Annotated in this window: 22 protein-coding genes and 1 tRNA gene; 11 read left to right on the plus strand and 12 right to left on the minus strand. The window is 67.0% G+C overall.

Annotated features, from left to right (window positions below; translation table 11 throughout):
- Positions 1-41 precede the first annotated feature (41 nt).
- From SPDO_RS05630 to SPDO_RS05640, 3 genes are all read left to right on the plus strand, one after another.
- Entirely contained in the window at positions 42-818 is a 777-nt protein-coding gene (locus SPDO_RS05630) for a transglutaminase-like domain-containing protein (protein WP_088366511.1), read from the plus strand.
- Positions 819-906: 88 nt separating this feature from the next.
- On the plus strand, positions 907-1,125 hold the full coding sequence (locus SPDO_RS05635; protein WP_211280006.1) for a hypothetical protein: 219 nt from the start codon (positions 907-909) through the stop codon (positions 1,123-1,125).
- Between the two features lie 196 nt (positions 1,126-1,321).
- Complete coding sequence (locus SPDO_RS05640) at positions 1,322-1,861, plus strand: hypothetical protein (protein ID WP_425441927.1); 540 nt, start codon at positions 1,322-1,324, stop codon at positions 1,859-1,861.
- Between the two features lie 48 nt (positions 1,862-1,909).
- On the opposite strand, the gene SPDO_RS05645 is transcribed toward SPDO_RS05640, so the two are convergent.
- The 3 genes from SPDO_RS05645 to SPDO_RS05655 form a co-directional block, all read right to left on the minus strand.
- Positions 1,910-2,662 carry an extensin-like domain-containing protein gene (locus SPDO_RS05645; RefSeq protein ID WP_088366513.1) on the minus strand — a complete coding sequence of 251 codons (753 nt, stop codon included), beginning with the start codon at positions 2,660-2,662 and terminating at the stop codon, positions 1,910-1,912.
- A complete protein-coding gene (locus SPDO_RS05650) occupies positions 2,662-3,420 on the minus strand; it encodes an NUDIX hydrolase (protein WP_088366514.1) in 759 nt (252 codons plus the stop codon). Before SPDO_RS05650 ends, SPDO_RS05645 begins: the two co-directional genes overlap by 1 nt.
- A gap of 145 nt (positions 3,421-3,565) precedes the next feature.
- Complete coding sequence (locus tag SPDO_RS05655; protein ID WP_088366515.1) at positions 3,566-5,980, minus strand: membrane-bound PQQ-dependent dehydrogenase, glucose/quinate/shikimate family; 2,415 nt, start codon at positions 5,978-5,980, stop codon at positions 3,566-3,568.
- Between the two features lie 171 nt (positions 5,981-6,151).
- On the opposite strand from SPDO_RS05655, the gene SPDO_RS17360 reads away from it, so the two are divergent.
- Positions 6,152-6,385: a hypothetical protein gene (locus SPDO_RS17360; protein WP_158212153.1), complete on the plus strand. Its 234-nt coding sequence runs from the start codon at positions 6,152-6,154 to the stop codon at positions 6,383-6,385.
- A 135-nt stretch (positions 6,386-6,520) separates the two neighbouring features.
- On the opposite strand, the gene SPDO_RS05665 is transcribed toward SPDO_RS17360, so the two are convergent.
- A tRNA-Ala gene (locus SPDO_RS05665) sits at positions 6,521-6,596 on the minus strand.
- 230 nt (positions 6,597-6,826) lie between these two features.
- Between SPDO_RS05665 and SPDO_RS05670 the strand changes: the two genes are divergently transcribed.
- Complete coding sequence (locus SPDO_RS05670) at positions 6,827-8,053, plus strand: DUF2171 domain-containing protein (RefSeq protein WP_088366517.1); 1,227 nt, start codon at positions 6,827-6,829, stop codon at positions 8,051-8,053.
- 135 nt (positions 8,054-8,188) lie between these two features.
- Positions 8,189-9,175: an NADP-dependent oxidoreductase gene (locus SPDO_RS05675; protein ID WP_211280020.1), complete on the plus strand. Its 987-nt coding sequence runs from the start codon at positions 8,189-8,191 to the stop codon at positions 9,173-9,175.
- A gap of 76 nt (positions 9,176-9,251) precedes the next feature.
- Here the strand turns inward: SPDO_RS05675 and ypfJ are convergent, their stop codons facing one another.
- Complete coding sequence (gene ypfJ, locus SPDO_RS05680) at positions 9,252-10,163, minus strand: KPN_02809 family neutral zinc metallopeptidase (protein ID WP_088366519.1); 912 nt, start codon at positions 10,161-10,163, stop codon at positions 9,252-9,254.
- A 151-nt stretch (positions 10,164-10,314) separates the two neighbouring features.
- On the opposite strand from ypfJ, the gene SPDO_RS05685 reads away from it, so the two are divergent.
- Both SPDO_RS05685 and SPDO_RS05690 read left to right on the plus strand, forming a co-directional pair.
- Positions 10,315-11,100 (plus strand): 3-hydroxybutyrate dehydrogenase, encoded by a 786-nt coding sequence (locus tag SPDO_RS05685; protein ID WP_088366520.1) that lies wholly within the window; start codon positions 10,315-10,317, stop codon positions 11,098-11,100.
- A gap of 40 nt (positions 11,101-11,140) precedes the next feature.
- Entirely contained in the window at positions 11,141-11,791 is a 651-nt protein-coding gene (locus SPDO_RS05690) for a DUF4893 domain-containing protein (RefSeq protein ID WP_088366521.1), read from the plus strand.
- A gap of 15 nt (positions 11,792-11,806) precedes the next feature.
- Here the strand turns inward: SPDO_RS05690 and SPDO_RS05695 are convergent, their stop codons facing one another.
- The 3 genes from SPDO_RS05695 to SPDO_RS16925 all read right to left on the minus strand — a co-directional run bounded on the left by SPDO_RS05695 (position 11,807) and on the right by SPDO_RS16925 (position 14,499).
- Positions 11,807-12,436 (minus strand): hypothetical protein, encoded by a 630-nt coding sequence (locus SPDO_RS05695; protein WP_211280007.1) that lies wholly within the window; start codon positions 12,434-12,436, stop codon positions 11,807-11,809.
- Positions 12,437-12,678: 242 nt separating this feature from the next.
- A complete protein-coding gene (locus SPDO_RS05700) occupies positions 12,679-14,274 on the minus strand; it encodes an isocitrate lyase (protein WP_088366522.1) in 1,596 nt (531 codons plus the stop codon).
- A gap of 69 nt (positions 14,275-14,343) precedes the next feature.
- Positions 14,344-14,499 (minus strand): hypothetical protein, encoded by a 156-nt coding sequence (locus tag SPDO_RS16925; protein WP_169716238.1) that lies wholly within the window; start codon positions 14,497-14,499, stop codon positions 14,344-14,346.
- A 173-nt stretch (positions 14,500-14,672) separates the two neighbouring features.
- On the opposite strand from SPDO_RS16925, the gene SPDO_RS05705 reads away from it, so the two are divergent.
- Entirely contained in the window at positions 14,673-16,058 is a 1,386-nt protein-coding gene (locus SPDO_RS05705) for a helix-turn-helix domain-containing protein (protein ID WP_088366523.1), read from the plus strand.
- A gap of 21 nt (positions 16,059-16,079) precedes the next feature.
- Here the strand turns inward: SPDO_RS05705 and SPDO_RS05710 are convergent, their stop codons facing one another.
- The 4 genes from SPDO_RS05710 to SPDO_RS05725 form a co-directional block, all read right to left on the minus strand.
- On the minus strand, positions 16,080-16,745 hold the full coding sequence (locus tag SPDO_RS05710) for a L,D-transpeptidase family protein (RefSeq protein WP_088366524.1): 666 nt from the start codon (positions 16,743-16,745) through the stop codon (positions 16,080-16,082).
- Between the two features lie 127 nt (positions 16,746-16,872).
- Positions 16,873-17,817, minus strand: coding sequence for an aldo/keto reductase (locus tag SPDO_RS05715; RefSeq protein WP_088366525.1), 945 nt, complete (start codon positions 17,815-17,817; stop codon positions 16,873-16,875).
- On the minus strand, positions 17,814-18,002 hold the full coding sequence (locus SPDO_RS05720; protein WP_088366526.1) for a hypothetical protein: 189 nt from the start codon (positions 18,000-18,002) through the stop codon (positions 17,814-17,816). Before SPDO_RS05720 ends, SPDO_RS05715 begins: the two co-directional genes overlap by 4 nt.
- Positions 18,002-18,322, minus strand: coding sequence for a hypothetical protein (locus SPDO_RS05725; RefSeq protein WP_088366527.1), 321 nt, complete (start codon positions 18,320-18,322; stop codon positions 18,002-18,004). The genes SPDO_RS05720 and SPDO_RS05725 overlap by 1 nt, the downstream gene beginning before the upstream one ends.
- A 161-nt stretch (positions 18,323-18,483) precedes the next feature.
- On the opposite strand from SPDO_RS05725, the gene SPDO_RS05730 reads away from it, so the two are divergent.
- A complete protein-coding gene (locus tag SPDO_RS05730; RefSeq protein ID WP_088366528.1) occupies positions 18,484-19,467 on the plus strand; it encodes an ArsR/SmtB family transcription factor in 984 nt (327 codons plus the stop codon).
- Positions 19,464-20,405, plus strand: coding sequence for a methylenetetrahydrofolate reductase [NAD(P)H] (metF, locus tag SPDO_RS05735; RefSeq protein ID WP_088366529.1), 942 nt, complete (start codon positions 19,464-19,466; stop codon positions 20,403-20,405). Before SPDO_RS05730 ends, metF begins: the two co-directional genes overlap by 4 nt.
- Positions 20,406-20,475: the final 70 nt, after the last annotated feature.

The raw sequence follows: 20,475 nt of genomic DNA on the forward strand, positions 1-20,475 counted from the left end.
TCTGGCGTGTTGTGTTGCTCTCGTTTTGACAGGACCCGGCGATGCGCCTCGCGATCGACGTTCATCTGGATTACGCCTTCCCCGAACCGGCGGACGTCCTGTTGCAGGTGGAGGCGGCAGCGCTGCCAGACCAGCGGATGGACTCCGAGTCGCTGGTCATCCATTCCGATCATCCGATCCGTGCCGTGACCGGCGAAGACGGCATCGGCCAACGATGCTGGGCGCATGCCGAGCAGCGCCTCGTCGCCGACTATCACGCGATTGTCTCCGTGGAGCGGCGTTCGATCGACCTTAAAGCGCTTGGCGCAACGCCGGTCCGCGAGTTGCCGCCCGAGGTGATCCGGTACCTGTTGCCAAGCCGATATTGCGAGTCAGACCGGTTCGAGCATTTCGTGCGGCGGCAGTTTACCGGGCTGAGCGGCGGCGCGCTTGGCGCGGCGTTGGTCGATTGGGTGCGCGGCGCGCTGGAATATAGCTCGGCCGCGACCGAGCGGGGGGGCGGGGCGCTGACCACGTTTGCGGAGCGGCGGGGCGTGTGCCGCGACTATGCCCATCTCCTCGTCGCATTGGCGCGCGCGGCCGAGATCCCCGCGCGCTGCGTGGCTGTCTATGCCCCCGGGGTCCAGCCGGCGGATTTCCATGCGGTGGCCGAGTTGTGGCTGGCGGGCGAATGGCATCTCGTCGACGCGACCGGGATGTCCGATGCTTCGGACATGGTGCGCGTAGCGGTAGGCCGTGACGCGACCGACATCGCTTTCATGACGATCTTCGGCACCGCGCAGCTGTTCGCTCAATCGGTAACCGTCCGGCGGCTGTAAGCTGAGCCGTCCGCCGGGTTCGCTATGCTGGGGTAAGGAACACCGACGTGCTGTTGATCGTTGAGCGGGCGTTCCAAAGGAGAAGCGGATGCCCACGCAACAACCCCCGTCGCAGGACGCCGGCCGCGATGAATCGATCGCCAAGCGGCTGGACAAGCACCCGGAGAGCAAGGACGCGCAGCTTGATGCGGGCCTTGATGAATCGATGGACGCGTCCGACCCACCCGCGAACACGCAGCCGGGCCGCGCCGATCCTGCGCCATCGTCTGGCTACAGCGAAGAGGCAGAGCGTCAGCGCGACGCTTGAATGTTGCGTAAATGGCGCATTCCGCGCCATTTCGTAATCAGGACGCTCTGTTCGTCGCATTGCATGTTGCAGCGCGGCAAGCTGCATGGTCGTATCTGAGCGCCGGTGAGTGCGGCGTTAAGGATAAAGACATTCATCCTGGCGCATGGTGACCCGGCTTCGACAATGCGGGCGGGGTGGTCAAATGAGTGCCAGGATGAAGCCAGCGGAAGGCGTGATGACGCTGGCAGAAATGAAGGAATTCGCAGGGTTCAGCGCTTCCACGCAGCGCTACATCAGACGCAGCCTCGATATCGGGCTGGATCGCGACGACGCCATGGCGCGCTGGTCGCGCGATCTGGTGGAGGCGGCGAGCATTCGCGCGCAGGCCCGTCATTACGATCGACTGCCCGACATCCGCGCAATGGTGCCGGACGATAGTGGACTCGATGCGGTGGAGTCCTTTCTGGGGCCGCTTATCACCGTCAGTGCCTTTGATCTCGGCCAGCAGCGGATCACCAGCTTTTCGGCGTATCGCTTCCTCTACGAACGGTTGATCGGCGCGGCGGTGCGCCCGTGGTTGCCTGGGGCGTTCTGCGCCGCCGCGGCGCTGCCGCACCTTCACCCGGAACTGCGGCGCAAGCTGCTTCAATCGATCAGCGAGGCGGCCGCGACGGCGTCTGGCTGGTCGTCGCGGCAACCGGCCTTCTATCCCTATTGGGTCGAAAAGGTGGAGGTCGGCGCACTGCCGCATTGAGGCTTGGCAGCGTGGCGGCCCGGGGGGGAAGCCACGCTGTTGCGGCGTTTACCGGCAGGCGCGCCAGCCTGTCGCGCCGCGATCCGCCTGATCGAGATGCAGGTGATCGCGGTGCGCGGCATTATAGTCCGGCGACAGCACGGTGGCGAACAGCCGGCACGCGCCGTCACGCACATCGCGCAGGAACGCAGCTTCCGCTCCATCCTTCTTCCAGTCGCCCAGCAGGGTGATCCGCTTGCCGTCCGCCAGGCGGAAACCGGCGATATCGACGGCGTTGGCGGTCGCATGCTGGCTGAAATCGCCGCTGCTCCGGCCATAGAGGCGGCGGCAATTGTAACTGCCGAGGTGATCGATTTCGGTCACCCGCATGCGAAAGTGGCGCTCCGCCGCCGGCTGCACCACCTCCCATTGCCACAGCGCCAGCGCGGCCGCGACCGGACAGGCCGTGCCGAGGCGAGCGGGCTTGAACGGTGTGATGCGCGGATCGCCAGCGTCGAAGCGGATCGCATCGTCATAGCCGCATTGCGCACCCTCGCGCAGCGGGGCAAGCGCGGTATATTCCACCCCCGCGCGATCCAGCAGCTTGCGACAGCGCGGGAAATCGTCGCCCAGCGCGACAAGCTTGCGCCCCGTGAACATGCCGATCGGCTGTGACAGATCGAGCGGCGCCCACGGCGTGTCTTCGGGATGCTGGCGGATCCAGCCATAGCCGAGCAGCGCCAGAAAAGCGGCGATCGCCAGCGTGATGAGCAATCCCAACACGCGGCGCACGCGGCCAGGCGCGCGCTTCTTGCGCGGCATCAGCCGCGCATGGCGCGGGCGATCACCTCGGAGGTGACAGGATAGCCGCAATCATCGGGGATACAAAGATGCTCCTCCCCGTTGCGGGTTTCCGACCAGGGCGTCACGGTGCGGATCGGCGTAGCCTCGGCATGCGCAGCGGCGTCGGCGAAGCTGTTGAACTGCGCCAATCGTTCGAGATTGCGGCGGGTGGGGAAGATCACCTCCAGCTTGCCGGCGTCGGCGTCGGCTAACACCTGCTGGGCGGTTGCCCATACCAGCCGGACGTTCTCCGTCTGGTCGACGGTTGCGCGCGGCGCGTTGGCGGGTAGTTCGGCGAGGTAGAAGCGCGTGTCGAAGATGCGCATGTTGCGGTGCGCGGGCCGCCAGCGTGCCCAAGGCACCAATTGCCTGAGATCGAGCGTCGCCTCGGCTGCGGCGAGCGCCTCTGCCAGCGTCTCCCCGGCGTGGAGCGCGGCACGCATCTCGGCCAGTCGATCGGCTGAGGGCAGCGTAGATAATCCGATCGGAAGTCCTGCCTCTTCAATGGTTTCGCGAATGGCGGCAATGCGGCTGGCGCTTTCCTCGTCGCCCCCGATCAACTCGGCCATGGCGTAATCCGCGGGGTCGATGCGGCCGCCGGGGAAGACCATTGCGCCGCCGGCGAAGACCATTGCCTTGGCCCGTTCCACCATCAGCAGCTCGGGCGGGCCGGCTTTTGCTTCGCGAAAGATGATAAGGGTGGCAGCGGGAATCGCGTCGGGCAGGTCGTCACTCATGCGATCGACTTAACGACTGCCGCGCAGGAAAGTCACGCCGCGCCGCAACAAAAGCCGGCAAGACCCTGGCCTGCTCCCGGCGAAGATCGGCCACGAGGGCGGTACCGTCGGCCTGCTGCCGGCGCAAAACGGCCACGCCTGCCGATCAGCCGGCCGGGAGGGCGTAAGCGATCACCTGATCGCTGACGGGCGTCTCCATGAAGTGGTGGCCGCCGGCGTAGATCACGAGATATTCACGCCCGTTGGCTTCATAGACCATCGGGGTCGCCTGTCCGCCGCCCGGCAGCGTCTTGGTCCACAAAGTCTCGCCGGTCGCGAGATCAATCGCGCGGATCAGATTGTCGGTGGCGGCGGCGATGAAGATGAGGCCGCTGGCCGTTACCACCGAGCCGCCGTTATTGGGCGTGCCGATCGTCAGCGGCAGCATGGAAGGGATGCCGAACGGGCCGTTCGTGCGTGCTGTGCCGAAGGGGCGATCCCAGATCGTCTTGCCGGTCGCCATGTCGATGGCGCGGATGCCGCCATAGGGCGGCTGCTTACACAGCATGCCGGTGAATTTCATGCGCCAGCCGGCATTCACGTCAACCGCATAAGGCGTATTGGCCTGCGGATCGCCCGCACCTTCCGCGCCGCCGATGCTGCCGCGAGCCTGATCGCGCGGCGCCCAGCCGCGCTTGTTGGCGACCGCACGCGGCACGAGCCGGGTGTAATTGGGCATGTCGTTGTAATTGGCGACGATCACGCCGCGTTGCGGATCGATCGCAACGCCGCCCCAATCGGTGCCGCCATTGTAGCCAGGATAGGTGACCGAACGCCGATCCGCCTCTGGCGGGGTGAAGAAGCCCTTGTAGCTCGCCTTGCGGAACTGGATGCGGCAGATCATCTGATCGATTGGCGACATGCCCCACATGTCCCGCTCGGTTAGCGGCGGCTTGCGCAGCGTTTGCCAGGTCGAGACGATCTGCGTCGGCGCGCGCTCCTGCGGCTCGACGCCGCCGCCGGGCGCCTTGATCGTGCCGATCGGAGTGAGCGGCCGGCCGGTGCGGCGATCGAGCACGTAGATGTCGCCTTGTTTGCTCGGCAGGACCAAGGCGGGCGTGCCACGATAATCGACCAGGCTTGCCTGGGCGCCGAAATCGTAATCCCACACGTCCTTTTTCACCGCCTGAAAGCGCCAGCGCGGTTTGCCCGTGGTGACGTCCAGCGCGACGAGCGAGGTGGCAAACTTGTTTTCCGGCGGGCGGCGCGAGGCGCTGTAATAATCGGCCGAGGCATTGCCCATCGGCAGATAGACAAGGCCAAGCTGCTCATCGCCGCTGGCGATCGTCCACATATTGGGGGTGCCGCGCGCCCAGGTCTGCCCGGCGGGGGGGTAGCCGTTCCAATCGGGGTGCATCATGTCCCACGCCCAGCGCAGCCGGCCGGTGACGGCGTCGAACCCCTGAATGACGCCCGACGGCGCCCAGCGATTCTGCCCGTCGAGCACCTGATGGCCGGTGACGACCACGCCGCGCACGATGGTGGGCGGCGAGTTGATCGAGACATAGCCATCGGGTGTTTCGCCCATGCCGATCTTTGCATCGACACGGCCGTTGCTGCCGAAGTCCTGGCACAGCCGGCCGGTCCGCGCGTCGATCGCGAAGATGCGGGCGTCGAGGGTGCCCCAGATGATCCGTGTGGCGCAGGCCTGCGCCGCATCCGCACCGGGCACGGCATAATAGCTGACCCCGCGACAGGCAGCGGTGTAGGGGATGGCGGTGTCGGGCACCTGCGGATCGAACCGCCAGCGCTGCCGCCCCGTGGCGGGGTCAAGCGCGATCACCATGGATTTGGGCGTACACACATAAAGCGTGTCGCCGATCTTCAGCGGCGTGTTCTCCGCGCCGTACGTGCCCTTCGCCGCCTGCGACGGCAGGTCGCCGGTGTGGAACATCCACGCCCGTTCCAGCTTGCCGACGTTGGCGGGCGTGATTTGGCCCAGCGGCGAAAAACGCCGCGCGCTGTACGAGCCGCCATAGGCCGGCCAGTCCGCCCCCGCCTGCATCTGCGCCGGATCGGCCATGGCGCCGCCCGGTGCGGGCAGCGCCATGAGCACCGGCGAGCGATTGATTTGGCCCAGCACAACAAAGGTGAGCGCGGTGACGCCGATCACGGCGGCAATCGCGATCAGTGAGGTGCGCCAGCGATGCGCGGTGGAGAGCAGCGGCACCACCAGCAGCACGGCGATAAGCAGCACGATCGGCGCGACGATCCGCGGCACAAGCGCCCAGCCGTTGGTGCCGACTTCCCAGAAGGCCCAGATCACGGTGAGGGCGACGACGGCGGCGTAAAGCCAGGCGCCAAGCACGTGCTGGCGGAACAGCAGCCAGCCCGCCGCGATCATGGCGACACCGGTGATGGCATAATAAAGCGAGCCACCAACGGCGGCGAGCCAGATGCCCCCGCCCGCAAGCACGACCCCGATCAGCGCGAGGAGCCCGCCGACGATCATTGCGGCGATGCTTCGTCCCCCGGAGCCGTGGCCGATGATCGTGTCGCCGCGGGCGAAAGGCGGGGCCATGACATTTCTCCGGGTCGCAGTATCATCCGAGAAACAGTTTGTAACGAAAACGGTTCATTTGTCGCGGATCAGGGGGCAGCGATTCAGGTGCCTGGCCGCGCCGGCCGTTGGCGAAGCCGCATCACGGGCAGGCTGGGGCGGGACGGACTTTGGGGCGGGTGGTGACTGCCAATGGTAGCCACCGGCAGCATCGAGCGTCGTGAGAAAGCCATCGGCCTGCGCGCGCGTATCGGGTCGTCGCAGGTCTCGAATACGCGCCAATGGGATAAAGGGTTTGGACCCAAGCCCGCCGTCTCCGAACTGGCTCATGCCGAGCGTGTCGAGCAACTGGACCCTTTCGTAAGCATCGAGATGGTTCTCGAAATACCAGAGGCGAACCTGGGTGAGATCGGCGCAGTCGGGTGACGACAGGCCAAGGAGAGCTGGTCGCTGAAGATGGGGGTGAGCGCCGTCACCGCGCGACAACCCTCTGGGGCCGGAAAGCGATACGGCACAGGCGGCAGCCGCCCAGGTTGTGAACCGATTTTCCAGGTGGCGGGGTGGTGGAGCCGAGGGGAATCGAACCCCTGACCTCTGCAGTGCGATTGCAGCGCTCTCCCATCTGAGCTACGGCCCCGCCCGGATCCCGGCGCAGCCGGGAGCGTCGCCCTTAGCTTGCGTTGTACGGCGATGCAACGGCTTCTCTTCGGTAGTGCCCGGCCGCCCGATGCAACTCACCGATGGCCCGCTGCACTTGGCCGAAAGTGGTAAATCCGATCGGAACATAAGCCCTTGTCGTCGCTTGAATCGGGCATGGCGATCGGGCGCCAGAGCCCGGCGCCGTCCGCAGACGGAAGGAGACGGGACATGGGCTACGAACGCTATCCACGTGGCGATTACAACGGCCGCCGCGACCCCCAGGATTTTGGCCGCGACTACGGGTCGGGCCGGGACTACAGCTATTCCAGCGCGCGTGATTACAGCGCGGCCGGCGCCTTCGATGGCGGTCGCCAGCGCGGGTCGCAGCGTGACGACGATCGCGATTACACCGAAAATTTCGTGCCTTACGGCGAGCGCAACGATCGCGGCCGTGGCTATGGTGCGGGCGGCGGTTATGGCGGGCGCGGCGGTGGCCGCGGCGGCTGGAACGATCGCGACAACGACACGCGCGACTGGGGCGATCGTGGCGGCAGCAGCCAGTTCTATGGCCAATCGGGCGGCGACCAATATGGCCGCGGCGGCTATGGCGATGACAATCGCGGTGGCTACGGCGGTGGCTATGGTGGCGGTGGGCGCCGCTTCGACAACAACGACCGGTATCGCGATCGCGAGTTCGGCGGGCAGCGTCAGCGCATGGGTGGTGAGCGCATGGGCGGCGACCGGATGGGTGGCGACCGGATGGGTGGCGGCAATCGCCAGCGCGGCGGCTATCGCGGCATGCCGCAGGGCTATGACTATGAGGATCGCGGTTTCTTCGCCCGGGCCGGCGACGAGGTCCGCTCGTGGTTCGGCGACGACGAGGCGGAGCGCCGCCGCGAGGCCGACATGCGCTATGACGAGCGCGATTACGGCAACCAGTACGGGCACGATCGCGATTCCGACTACGGCTCGTGGCGCCGGTCGCAGATTGCGGCGCTCGACCGTGACTATGCCGAATATCGCAACGAAAACCGTGGCAAGTTCGAGAATGAATTCTCGTCCTGGCGCTCCAACCGTCAGACGCAGCGCGATTCGCTGAACAAGGTGACGGAGCATATGGACGTCGTCGGCTCCGACGGCTCGCATGTCGGCACCGTCGACAAGGTGCGCGGCGATCGTATCCTGCTGACCAAGAACGACAAGGATGCCGATGGCCACCACCATTCGATCCCGTCGAGCTGGATCAGCAGCGTCGACACCAACGTGACGCTGTCCAAGACCGCCGACCAAGCCAAGAAGCATTGGCGCGACGAGGAAAACAGCAGCGCCATGTTCAACTATGGTGACAAGACGGCCGATCGCGACGGCAGCCGGACGACCCAGAGCGGTCAGTCAGGTCAGACCACGTCGGGCGATCGCACCAATCTCGATCGGAGCTTCTCGGGCACCTATTGATCGAGCCGAGCCAATCGCCGGCCGTTTCCCTCTGCGGCCAGGCGAGCGGGGAGCCCGGGCGTGTCGCCCGGGCTCTTTGCGTTGGAGCGGGTGCTGGGGCATGGTGGCGCAAACCGAACAACACGGGAGAGAATGATGCCACGCGCCTGGACCCTGAAATCGCGCCCGAAGGGCATGCCGACGGCCGACAATTTCGCGCTGGTCGACCAGCCGTCCGCCACGCTGGAAGACAATCAGATCCGCGTCGCCAACCGCTTCCTGTCGGTCGATCCGTACATGCGCGGGCGGATGAACGACGTGAAAAGCTATGTGCCGCCGTTCGCGCTGGGCGAGCCGATGCAGGGCGGCGCGATCGGCGAGGTGATCGAAAGCCGCGCGGCTGACGTGCCGGTCGGCACCAAGGTGCAGCACATGATGGGCTGGCGCGACGAAGCCGTGCTGTCGGCCAGCCAGGCGCAAAAGCTGCCGTCGATGGACGTGCCGGATGAGGCGTTCCTCGGGCAGTTCGGCATGCCCGGCATGACCGCGTATTTCGGGCTGCTCGACGTCGCCGAGGCGAAGGCGGGCGAGACGGTGTTCGTTTCCGCCGCCGCCGGCGCGGTCGGATCAACGGTGGTGCAGATCGCCAAGGCGAAGGGGATGACGGTGATCGGCTCGGCCGGCGGCGCGGACAAGTGCGACTGGGTGAAGTCGCTCGGCGCCGACGACGTGATCGATTATAAGGCCGGCGACGTGGTGCAGGCGCTGGCCAAGGCGGCGCCCGACGGCATCGACGTGTATTTCGACAATGTCGGCGGCGATCACCTCGATGCCGCGCTGCTTGCGTGCCGGATGCACGCGCGCTTCGCGATCTGCGGCATGATCGACATCTACAACGAAGGGCAGCCGCAGGCGCTGAAGTATCTCGCCAAGGTGATCGGCGCGCGCGTGACGATCAAGGGCTTCCTGGTCGGCGATCACATGGCGCGCGTGGCGGATTTCTATGCCGACATGGGCCAGTGGCTGAAGGACGGCACGCTGAAGCGCGAGGAGACGATCTTCGACGGGTTGGAGAAGGCGCCCGACGCGTTCCTTGGCCTGTTCACCGGCGCCAACAAGGGCAAGATGCTGGTCCGCGTCTGACCGCAAAAGAGGGGGCGTTGCCGATGATGCGGCAACGCCCCCTGTCCTTCAGATCGTTGCCCCGCTTTCGGTGTGATCAGATCGCACCGCTGAACGTATCGCATACCGCCGGGTCGCCGCTTTCCAGCCCGCGGCGCAGCCACGCCTGGCGCTGCGCCGAGGTGCCGTGGGTGAAGCTTTCGGGCACCACGCGGCCCTGCGCCTCGCGCTGCAAGGTATCGTCGCCGATCGCCTGCGCGGCGCGCATTCCTTCCTCGATGTCGCCGGGCTCCAGCCGGTTGCGGTTCTGCGCCGCCCAGACGCCGGCATAGCAATCCGCCTGCAGTTCGAGCCGAACCGACAGCGCATTGCCTTCGGCGCGGCTGGCGCGCTGCTGCGCCTGGCGGACCTGCTGCGAGGCGCCGGTCAGCGTCTGGATGTGGTGGCCGAATTCATGCGCCACGACGTAATATTGGGCGAAATCGCCGGCGGCGCGGAAGCGCTGCTCCAGTTCCTGGAAGAAGCTGGTGTCGATATAGATGCCCTGATCCGAAGGGCAGTAGAACGGACCCATGGCGGACGCCGCCGCGCCGCAGCCCGACATGCCCTGGCCGCCGTAGAACACCAGCTTGGGCGCCTGAAACCGTTCGCCCGACTGCGCGAACAGCCGCTCCCACGTGTTTTCCGCCGAGGAGAAGGCGTTGCACGTCGAGCGCGTCGCCGCATCGACCGAACAGGACGCCGCCGCGCCGCTGCCCGTGCTGCCGGCATCGTTCCGGCTGACCTGTGTCGAGGGCGCGCTGCCGCCGCCGCCGAGCAGTCCGCCAAGATTGCCGAGCCCGCCGAACACCGCAAAGATCAGCAGCACGACGACGATGCCGCCGCAGCCGAAGCGGCTGCCGATCATTGGCAACAGCCCGAGCAGCAGCCCGCCACCCCCGCCGCCGCCGAAACTTTGCCCCCGTTGATCCTCGACGTTGATGTCGTTGTCGAAATCGTCGAGCCGCATCGCGGAAGCCCCTTTGTTACTGTTCCGGCATGAATGCGCGAAGCCGAGTAGCGGTTGCACGCGCCGGCGGGTTGATCGGGCGGGCGCGCGCGGCAATGGTGGCGCGGCAGCGCGGCAGCGCGGACGGCGTGACGGCAGACGGGAGAGCGGCATGTTTCTGAAGGGCAAGACGGCGCTGGTGACGGGCTCCACCTCGGGCATCGGCGCGGCTTATGCGAAGGCGCTGGCGGGCGCGGGCGCGGCGGTGATGATCAACGGCTTCGGTGACGACGACGCGATCGCGCGGCAATGCGCCGATCTGTCGGCGGCGAGCGGCGCGGCGGCGCTGCATGATGGCGCGGACATGACCAAGCCGGAAACGATCGCGGCGATGGTCGCGCGCTGCCATGAGGAGCTTGGCGGGCCCGACATCGTCATCAACAATGCCGGTATTCAGCATGTCGCGCCGGTGGCCGATTTCCCGATCGACAAATGGGATGCGATCATCGCGATCAACCTGACGAGCGCGTTTCACGTCATGCGTGCCGCCGTGCCGCTGATGCGCAAGGCCGGCTGGGGGCGAATCATCTCCACCGCCTCGGCGCACAGCCTGGTCGCCAGCCCCAACAAATCGGCGTATGTCGCGGCCAAGCACGGCGTGGTCGGGCTGACCAAGACGGTGGCGCTGGAAACCGCGACCGACGGGATCACGGTGAACTGCATCTCGCCCGGCTACGTCTGGACCGGGCTGGTCGAGAACCAGATCCCCGACACGATGGCGGCGCGCGGGCTGACACGTGAGCAGGTGGTCAACGATGTGCTGCTCGCCGCGCAGCCGACCAAGGAATTCGTGACGCCCGAACAGGTTGCGGCCTTTGCGCTGTTCCTGTGCCGCGACGAGGCGGCGTCGGTGACGGGCGCCAACCTTTCGATGGACGGCGGCTGGACCACCGCCTGATCACCGGCTAGCTCCGGTGCGAAAGAAAAGGGTCGTCCGCATGAGGCAGGTGCTGATCGCATTGACGCTGGCGGCGACGCTGGGAGGTTGTGGCGGACGCAAATCACCGCCGGCCGCCGAGGCGGGGCGACGTGAAGCGGAGCAAGCGCCGGCAAGCAGCTGGCGCGCGATCGCCACGCCGGCCGATCGTGAGCGGCTGCGCGCCTGGCGCGACAGCTGGGTCGATGCGCTGGCGCGTGCGCGGGCGAGCGGCGCGGCGCAGGCGATCGCCGCGCAAGGCGCGCTGCTGCTGCCCGACACCCGGCTGCCCGATCCGCTGCCGCCGCCAGGCGACTACCGCTGCCGCGTGTTCAAACTGGGTGCAAAGGGTGCCGGCGGGCTGAACTATGTCGCCTATCAATATTTCACCTGCCGGATCGCGCGCGATGGCGCGCTGCTGCGGCTGGAGAAGATCACTGGATCGCAGCGGCCGGTCGGGCGGATCTTCCCCGATCCGGCGGGGCGCCCGGTGTTCCTCGGCACGCTGATGCTGGGCGACGAGACGCGCCCGATCGCGTACGGCCGCGATCAGAGCCGCGACCTCGCCGGCTTTGTCGATCGGGTGGGGGAGCGGCAATGGCGGCTGGTGCTGCCGCTGCCGGCGTTTGAGTCACTGGTGGACGTGATCGAGCTGGTACCGGCGGCTTCGTAGCGGGAGCGGCCTCGCCTAGCGCACCGCCTCCAGCGTCGCGGGGGCGATCATGGCGGGCGGCGGCGATGCTGGCTGCGGGGTTGCGGCCTCCGCCTCCAGCGCGGCGAGATATTCCTTGCCGTGGCGATCGACTACGGTGACCTGCGCCGCATTGGCCGCCGCCACGGCCTTCAGATACGAGCGCGGCTTCTTCATGAGGTCGGGGAAGTCGACCTGCACCAGCCCCGCGCGGCGCGCGGCCTCCTGCGTGAAATGCACGCAATTGCGGCTGTTCATGCGATAGGTGTTGTCGCCCTTGGTCTCGTCCCATTCGTCGACCAGTCGCAGAATGCTCGCATATTGCGCGTCGGTGAGCGTCAGTGAGAATTGCGCGTCGCTGCCGTCCATATAGCCGCGCTTGGCGATGTCGATCCGCCCCTTCACCGGGCCGAACAGGATGGCGGGCGTGATCGCCTTGGGCGTGAAGCCGTAGTTGAGGTCCACCGGCGCGCCACCCGCATCGGGCGTGCCGCGCAGCGTGAAGAACGCATGCGGGAAGTGGTTGCCGAACTCGTGGCTCCAGAACGTGATCGTCACCGCCGCATGGGCGGGCAGCGCGGCGAGCGACAGCAGCAGCGCGGCGAGGGTGGCGACAAAACGCGTCATGGCGCTGGTTGTGTCACTGTGCGGTGGATGGCTCAAGCCGTTGATTTGGCGGGGGTGCATGGAAATACCCGCCGGTGACTGGCACCGACGGGCATCCTTCCTCCCCAGGAACTTGGTGGCCGATTGGCCGAAGTGGGTGGCCGGGTGGCGCCGCGGCGGAGCCGCGTCGTCGGACGGCGCTCTAGGAGCGCCGCCGGCCGGGCGTGCGCGAGGTTAGGGCAGCTGGGCTGCCCTTGCCCGCGCTACGCCGCGAACTGGTTCATCGTGTTGTGGGCGCCGCCGGCCTTCAGCGCGGCCTCGCCGGCGAAATATTCCTTGTGATCGTCGCCGATGTCGCTGCCCGACATGTTCTGGTGCTTCACGCAGGCGATCCCTTCGCGGATCTCCTTGCGCTGCACGCCCTTGACGTAGCCGAGCATGCCCGCCTCGCCGAAATATTCCTTGGCGAGATTGTCGGTCGACAGCGCCGCGGTGTGATAGGTCGGCAGCGTGATGAGGTGGTGGAAGATGCCGGCCCGCGCTGCCGCATCCTTCTGGAAGGTGCGGATCCGCTCGTCGGCTTCTGCCGCCAGATCGGTGTCGTCATAGTCGACGCTCATCAGCTTCGCGCGGTCATAGGCGGACACGTCCTTGCCGGCCTCGACCCAGGCGTCGAACACCTGCTGGCGGAAGTTCAGCGTCCAGTTGAAGCTCGGGCTGTTGTTATACACCAGCTTGGCGTTGGGGACGACTTCGCGGATGCGGTCTACCATCGACGCGATCTGTTCGATGTGCGGCTTTTCCGTCTCGATCCACAACAGGTCGGCGCCGTTCTGCAGGCTGGTGATGCAATCGAGCACGCAGCGGTCGGCACCGGTCCCTTCGCGGAACTGGAACAGGTTCGACGGCAGGCGCTTCGGGCGCATCAGCTTGCCGTCGCGCTCGATCACCACGTCGCCGCGCAGGGTCGACAGGTCGGTCACTTCCTCGCAATCGAGGAAGGCGTTGTACTGGTCACCGATGTCGCCCTTCTCCTTGGAGAACGCGATCTGCTTGGTGAGACCGGCGCCGAGCGAGTCGGTGCGCGTCACGATGATGCCGTCATCGACGCCCAGTTCGAGGAAGGCGTAGCGACAAGCGCGGACCTTCGCGAGGAAGTCCTCATGCGGCACGGTGACCTTGCCGTCCTGGTGGCCGCACTGCTTTTCGTCCGACACCTGGTTCTCGATCTGGAGCGCGCAGGCGCCCGCCTCGATCATCTTCTTGGCCAGCAGATACGTCGCCTCGGCATTGCCGAAGCCGGCGTCGATGTCGGCGATGATCGGCACGACGTGCGTCTCGTAATTGTCGATCGCCTGCGTCAGCCGCTGCGCCTCGATCTCGTTGCCGCTTTCCCGCGCATGATCGAGATCGCGGAACATCATGCCCAGTTCGCGCGCATCGGCCTGCTTCAGGAAGGTGTAAAGCTCCTCGATCAGCGCCGGCACGCTCGTCTTCTCGTGCATCGACTGATCGGGCAGCGGGCCGAACTCGCTGCGCAGCGCCGCGACCATCCAGCCGGAGAGGTACAGGTACCGCCCCTTGGTGGTGCCGAAATGCTTCTTGATCGAGATGAGCTTCTGCTGCCCGATGAAGCCGTGCCAGCAGCCCAGCGACTGGGTGTATTCGGCCGGATTCGCATCGTAAGCGGCCATGTCGCGGCGCATGATGCCCGCGGTGTAGCGCGCGATGTCGAGCCCGGTGCGGAACCGGTTCTGCAGCCGCATCCGCGCCACGGATTCAGCGTCAATCCCGTCCCACGTGCCATTGTAGCTGGCAACGAGCTGGCCGATCTGACTGGTCTGTTCCTGGTAGGTCATGATTGTTCCTGTCGCGGATGGTGGCACGCGGGACCGATCCCGCAGTCTGGGTCGATCAGGCGGGTTGGATCAGCCGAGGCGGCCGAGGCGGTGGTACAGGTTCGAGAATTTGGCAGAGCGGGGATCGTCGGCGATCTTCTTGATATGCTCGCCGATGGCTTCCTTCATGAGGCCGAAGTCCTCGGTCGAGAAAACGGCGCGGCTGCGCTGCGGGGTAGCGTCCATGGTCGTTCCTCCTGTGTGAATGCTTACAACTGAGATCGTAAGAACAGCATCTGACACAAATTCACAACGCGGCTCCGAGGTGATTCGGTGTAAATGGGTCGGGCAACCAGGCGTTCGCTACTGTAAAGCTGTAAAGAATTGACAGGCGCGGTCGGCATCGTCAGCGTGGCGGGATGGCAGAGCGCAAGTTGATGGCAGGGCATGTGGTGCGGCGGCTGCGCCGGCAGCAGGCACTGAGCCAGGCGGCGATGGCCGAGATGCTGGGGATCAGCCCGAGCTACCTCAATCTGGTCGAGCGCAACCAGCGCCCGGTGTCGGCGACGTTGCTGGTGAAGCTGGCCGAGACGTTCGACTTCGACCCGCGCGCGCTGACCGCGGCCGAACCGGGCGGCGGGCGCGACGCGATGCGGCGGCGACTGGCGGACCCGATGTTCGCCGACCTGGAGATTGACCGCAACGAGCTGGAGGAATGGCTTGCCGCCGCGCCCGGCGGGGCGGAGGCGTTCGCGCGCGCCTTCGACCGGATGGGACAGGGGGCGGCGACGGCGGCGCCGAGCGACGATCCGGTCGCGCTGGTGCGGCGCGAGATCGGGCGGTGGCGCAACCATTTCCCCGATCTGGACGCGGCGGCGGAAGCGCTGGCGGACGAATTAAGGCTGGGCGCGGGCGACCTGTACGGTGCGATCAGCGAACGGCTGCGCGTGAAGCACAGCATCGCGATCCGCGTGCTGCCGGTCGACGTGCTGCCCGACGTGCTGCGGCGGCTGGACCTTCATGCGCGCCAGCTTCAGCTTTCGGAATTGCTCGATCCCGCCAGCCGCACCTTTGCCGCCGCGTTCCAGCTGGCGTTGATCGAGGCGCGCGGCGAGATCGACGCGCTGGTGACCGGCGCCGCCTTCGGCCAGATCGCGGCGGATCGCCTGTTTCGCCGGCATCTCGCCAGCTATTTCGCCGCCGCGGTGATGATGCCCTACGCGCGTTTCCTGCGCGCGTGCGAGGCGACGGGTTATGACATCGAGCTGTTGCAGCGCCGTTTCGGTGCGGGGTTCGAGCATGTCGCGCATCGGCTGACGACGCTGCAGCGCGTGGGCGCGCGGGGCTTGCCGTTTTTCATGATCCGCGTCGATCGTGCGGGGCAGTCATCGAAGCGGTTCGCCGGGGCGAGCGGGGCGGCGCTGGTCGAGGCGGAGGGGCGTTGCCCGCTGTGGCAGCTGCATCACGCGTTCGATCGGCCGGGGCATCTGGCGGTGCAACTGGTCGAGCTGGAGGACGGCGAACGCTGGCTGACGATGGCGCGCACGGTAACGCCGCAGGGCCAGCGCTATGGGCTGGTCTCGGCCGAGTTCGCGGTAGGGATCGGGGTGGCGGCGGCGCATGCCGGGTCGCTTTCGGCCGCGCGCGGCTTTGATCTGGCCGGCGCGGCGATGCCGATCGGTTTGGGGTGCCGGCAGTGCGTGCGCGCCGATTGCCCGCAGCGCGCCGCCGCCCCCGCCGGGCGCGCGCTGACGATCAACGAGCGCGAGCGGCGAGTCTCGGCGCTGACCTTCGCTGGGGACTGAGCGGCGGGAAGCCCCACTGCCTCAGATTGCCTTGACCGGCTCGCCGACCGAGAGCGTCTCGCCGCGCGTGATGATGACCTTGTCGCCCAGCTTCGCCACGTCGAACAGCTTCTTGGCGAAGGGCAGCGGCACGCCGATGCAGCCGTGCGTCATGTAACCCTCGGCCACTTCGCTCGCGTGCACCGCCACGCCGTCGTTGGTCAGGCGCAGCATGTAGGGCATGGGCGCATCGTAGAGGTTGGATACGTGATCCGCGTCCTTTTGCGTGATCGGGTAGACGCCAAGCGGCGTCGGTTTCGCATCCGCGCCGAACAGGATCGCGGCGGCGCCGATCTCATGCCCGTCGCGGAAGACGCTGAGCACCTGCGCGGCGAGATCGACGGTGACGACGAGCGTGCCCGTCTTGGGCGCCGCGCTTTCGTCCCAATGATAATCGCCCATCTTTAGTGGGCCGTCGATCGGCAGGATCGACTTGATCGTATAGGCGTCGGGATCGAGGCTTTCGAGCGGGGCGGGGCCTGGCGTTTCAGGAGCCTCGCTCGCCGTTGGCGCTGCCGCCTTCGCCGGCGCGGCAGCCTGGGCGGCGGGTGCCGGCGCCGCTTCGCGCAGCGAGCGCGTGGCGACGAAAGCGACCGCGCCGATCAGGGCGGCGATCGCGGCGATGATGGCGAGGCTGCGGGTAAGCATGATCCTGCCTTAGGCCCGGATGGTTGCGCGAGGCTGATATGACACGGTTAATGCCCTATCAGCTTTGCCCGTCGGTCACCACCGGCGCACCGATCGGGCGCCCTATCTGTCCCGCATGTGGACAGGTTCAGGCGCCGGCCTCGTTCAGGCGCTCCAGCTGGTCCTGCGACAAGTCGAGCGTCATCGCCGGCAGCAATTCCTCGATCTGCTTCACGCTGGTGGCGCTGGCGATCGGCGCGGTGACGCCCGCCTGCGCGATCAGCCATGCGAGCGAGATCTGGGCGAGTGTCGCGCCGGTTTCCTCCGCCACGCTGTCGAGCGCCTTCAGCACCGCCGCGCCCTTGCCTTCCAGCAGGTCGCCCATACGGCCGCCGCGCACGCTTTTCGACAGATCGTCGCGCGAGCGGTATTTGCCGGTAAGGAAGCCCGAGGCGAGCCCGTAATAGGGCACCACACCGACGTTCCACTCCACGCAATAATCCTGCAACTCGCCCTCGAACTTGTGGCGGCTGACCAAATTATATTCGGGCTGAAGCGCGTCGTAGCGGGGCAGGCCGGCAGCGCGCGCCTTTTCATTGGCGGATTTCAGCCGCGCGGCATGGAAGTTCGACGCGCCGAGCACGCGCACCTTGCCGGCGTCGACCAGCTTGGCGAACGCTTCCAGCGCCGCCTCCTGCGGCGTGTCTTCATCATCCTGATGCGCGAAATACAAATCGATGCGATCGGTGCCGAGCCGCTTGAGCGATGCCTCGCACGCCGCCTCGATCCGGTCGGGCGCCAGCTTCTCGCCGCCCTCGCCGGGCAGCATGCCGACCTTGGTCGCGATCAGCACGTCGTCGCGCTTGCCCGATGCTTTCAGCCATTCGCCGATCATGCTTTCGGACTCGCCGCCTTTGTGGCCGGGCACCCAGGCGGAATAGACGTCGGCGGTATCGATCATCGTGCCACCGCCGGCGACAAAGGCGTCGAGCACGGCGAAGCTCGCCTCGCGGTCCGCTGTCCAGCCGAACACATTGCCGCCCAGCACCAGTGGCGCGATCTGCAAGTCGGACGAACCAAGGCGCTGCTTCACTGCACGGCTCCATCATTCACATTGTCGAGGGACACGCTGTTGGCGTCCAGCATGGCCGCCGCGTCGTTGAGTTGCTGATCCTCATCGGCCGATGGCGCGTCGGGCGCGGTCGGCTCGGCCGAGCAGGCCGCGAGCAGCAACAGAAAGGGGAGCGCGAGCCGCGCCCCCCGATCAGGACGGATCATTACTGGCGGATCTCGCGGCCAGCGTCGATCATCGCGTTGCCGGTCGCGTCGGCCGCGCGGTCCGCGCCGCGCTCCATCGCGGCGCCCGCCCGGTCCGCACCTGCCTCGGCCCGATCGCCGGCGTTGTCGAGCGTCGCCTCGGCCGAGCCAAGCGCCTCGTCGGTCGCGCGATCGACGTCGTTCACCGCGTTTTCGGTGGTTGCGCTGACGTCCGCGCCGACCGCGTCGGCGGCTTCGGACGTCTCGTTCTGCGCATTGGGGCTGCAGGCGCTGAGCGCAACGGCGGTCGCAAACGTAGCGGCGGTAGCGAGGAATTTCATGAACTATCTCCCTTTTGATATCCGGTGCCGCATCGCGGCGTTCCGCGCCTGAAACGTCGCGTCGGCCCATTTGGGTCCGTAATTGCCGACGGTCGCCGATCGTCAGACTATCCTGATCTGTTCGTTTGACGAGATATAAAGATATCTTTATATCTATTTGCGTGACCCAAGCGCTGGAAACCTTTCGTGCCCTGGCGGACTCGTCCCGTCTTCGCATCCTGCGCCTGTTGCGCACCATGGAGCTGTCCGTCGGGGAGCTGGCGCTGGTGCTGGGGCAAAGCCAGCCGCGCGTCAGCCGCCATGTGAAGATCCTGTGCGATGCCGGCCTGACCGAGCGGCGAAAGGAAGGCAGCTGGGTGTTCGTGGCGCTCGGCGCGCGCCGGCTGGTGGAGCCGGTGCTCGCCGCGATCGACGCGCTGGACGGCGTAACGGCCGACGCGGAAGGTACGACCGACGCGGCGAGGCTGGCTGCGGTGCGCGCCGATCGTGCCGCCTCCGCCTCGCAATGGTTCGAAGCGCATGCCAGCGAGTGGGACGCGATCCGCTCGCTCCATATCGCCGAAAGCGAAGTGGAGGGCGCGATGCGGCGGCTGCTTGGCGAGGCGCCGCTCGGCCGATTGGTCGATATCGGCACTGGCACCGGGCGAATGATCGAGCTGTTCGCACCGCGCGCCACCAGCGCGCTGGGCATCGATCGCAGCTCGGAAATGCTGCGCATCGCGCGCGCCAAGATCGGAGAGCGTGGGCTCGCCAATGCCGAATTGCGTCAGGCCGATCTGTATTCGCTGCCGGTGGCGGATGGCGGCGCGGATGTCGCCATCGTCCACCATGTGCTGCATTATGCGCAGCAGCCCGGCGCCGCGATCGTCGAGGCGGCGCGCGCGCTGGCGCCCGGTGGCCGGCTGCTGATCGCCGATTTCGCGCCGCACGATCGCGAGGAGCTGCGCGCCCAGGACGCGCATACCCGGCTCGGCTTTTCCGATGCGCAGATGGCCGGCTGGTTCGAGATCGCCGGGCTTTCGATCGCGCAGACCGAGACGCTCGAAGGCGGCGAACTGACCGTCAAGATCTGGCTGGGACGCAAACCGGCGCCCGGCAATCCGAAGCAGCAGCGCGGCACATTCCAAGAGGCACAGGCAGCATGACCCTTTCGATCAACCAGCTGGAAGAAGCGCGCCACGCGCTGGAGGCGCCGCTGTTCGCCGATGTGGCGGGTGACATCGACGTCAGCTTTGAGTTCTTCCCGCCCAAGACCGAAGCGATGGACGCGACCTTGTGGCAGTCGATCGCGACGCTCGCGCCGCTCGGCCCGCGCTTCGTATCGGTAACCTATGGCGCGGGCGGCACCACGCGCGAGCGCACGCACGCCACCGTGGCGCGGATCGCACGCGAGACGAACGTGCCGGCGGCGGCGCACCTCACCTGCGTCGAGGCGACCCGCGACGAGATCGATGCCGTGGCCGAGGAATATTGGGCCGCCGGCGTGCGCCACATCGTCGCGCTGCGCGGCGATCCGCCGCGCGCGGGCGAGCGCTATGCCGCGCATCCCGGCGGTTACGAGAATGCCGCCGCGCTGGTGGAGGGGTTGCGCCGGCTGCACCCGTTCGAGATTTCGGTCGCCTGCTATCCCGAATGTCACCCCGATTCGAACGACGCGGTGGCCGATCTCGACAATCTGAAGCGCAAGATCGATGCGGGCGCGACGCGCGCGATCAGCCAGTTCTTTTTCTCGCCCGACGTATTCTTCCGCTATCGCGATGCGGTGGCGGCCGCCGGGCTGGATGCCGAGATCGTGCCGGGGGTCATGCCGGTAAGCAATTTCGCCGCCGTCCAGCGCATGTCGGCGATGTGCGGCACCGAGGTGCCGGCGTGGATGGGGCGGCTGTTCAACGGGCTGGATGACCTCCCCGCTGCGCGGCAGCTGGTCTCCGCGACGCTCGCGGCGGAATTGTGCCGCAAGCTATATGCCGGCGGGGTGAAGCAGTTTCACTTCTATACGCTGAACCGCGCCGAGCTGAGCTTCGCGATCTGCCACCTGCTGGGCGTGCGCGCGCAGGCGGATGAGGGCCGCGCGGCGGCGTGACACGTGCGTCATGCCGGGACGAACCCGGCATGACGGTGCCCGGCATCACGGTGCCCGGCATCACGGTGAA

This window comes from Sphingomonas dokdonensis (assembly GCF_002197685.1).
In the GTDB taxonomy this organism is placed as follows: domain Bacteria; phylum Pseudomonadota; class Alphaproteobacteria; order Sphingomonadales; family Sphingomonadaceae; genus Sphingomonas; species Sphingomonas dokdonensis.

Coding starts and splice junctions, on each gene's coding strand:
- SPDO_RS05630 (WP_088366511.1), top strand. CDS start 42: ATGCGCCTCGCGATCGACGTTCATCTGGATTACGCCTTCCCCGAACCG.
- SPDO_RS05635 (WP_211280006.1), top strand. CDS start 907: ATGCCCACGCAACAACCCCCGTCGCAGGACGCCGGCCGCGATGAATCG.
- SPDO_RS05640 (WP_425441927.1), top strand. CDS start 1,322: ATGAAGCCAGCGGAAGGCGTGATGACGCTGGCAGAAATGAAGGAATTC.
- SPDO_RS05645 (WP_088366513.1), bottom strand. CDS start 2,662: ATGCCGCGCAAGAAGCGCGCGCCTGGCCGCGTGCGCCGCGTGTTGGGA.
- SPDO_RS05650 (WP_088366514.1), bottom strand. CDS start 3,420: ATGAGTGACGACCTGCCCGACGCGATTCCCGCTGCCACCCTTATCATC.
- SPDO_RS05655 (WP_088366515.1), bottom strand. CDS start 5,980: ATGGCCCCGCCTTTCGCCCGCGGCGACACGATCATCGGCCACGGCTCC.
- SPDO_RS17360 (WP_158212153.1), top strand. CDS start 6,152: ATGGTAGCCACCGGCAGCATCGAGCGTCGTGAGAAAGCCATCGGCCTG.
- SPDO_RS05670 (WP_088366517.1), top strand. CDS start 6,827: ATGGGCTACGAACGCTATCCACGTGGCGATTACAACGGCCGCCGCGAC.
- SPDO_RS05675 (WP_211280020.1), top strand. CDS start 8,189: ATGCCACGCGCCTGGACCCTGAAATCGCGCCCGAAGGGCATGCCGACG.
- ypfJ (WP_088366519.1), bottom strand. CDS start 10,163: ATGCGGCTCGACGATTTCGACAACGACATCAACGTCGAGGATCAACGG.
- SPDO_RS05685 (WP_088366520.1), top strand. CDS start 10,315: ATGTTTCTGAAGGGCAAGACGGCGCTGGTGACGGGCTCCACCTCGGGC.
- SPDO_RS05690 (WP_088366521.1), top strand. CDS start 11,141: ATGAGGCAGGTGCTGATCGCATTGACGCTGGCGGCGACGCTGGGAGGT.
- SPDO_RS05695 (WP_211280007.1), bottom strand. CDS start 12,436: ATGACGCGTTTTGTCGCCACCCTCGCCGCGCTGCTGCTGTCGCTCGCC.
- SPDO_RS05700 (WP_088366522.1), bottom strand. CDS start 14,274: ATGACCTACCAGGAACAGACCAGTCAGATCGGCCAGCTCGTTGCCAGC.
- SPDO_RS16925 (WP_169716238.1), bottom strand. CDS start 14,499: ATGGACGCTACCCCGCAGCGCAGCCGCGCCGTTTTCTCGACCGAGGAC.
- SPDO_RS05705 (WP_088366523.1), top strand. CDS start 14,673: ATGGCAGAGCGCAAGTTGATGGCAGGGCATGTGGTGCGGCGGCTGCGC.
- SPDO_RS05710 (WP_088366524.1), bottom strand. CDS start 16,745: ATGCTTACCCGCAGCCTCGCCATCATCGCCGCGATCGCCGCCCTGATC.
- SPDO_RS05720 (WP_088366526.1), bottom strand. CDS start 18,002: ATGATCCGTCCTGATCGGGGGGCGCGGCTCGCGCTCCCCTTTCTGTTG.
- SPDO_RS05725 (WP_088366527.1), bottom strand. CDS start 18,322: ATGAAATTCCTCGCTACCGCCGCTACGTTTGCGACCGCCGTTGCGCTC.
- metF (WP_088366529.1), top strand. CDS start 19,464: ATGACCCTTTCGATCAACCAGCTGGAAGAAGCGCGCCACGCGCTGGAG.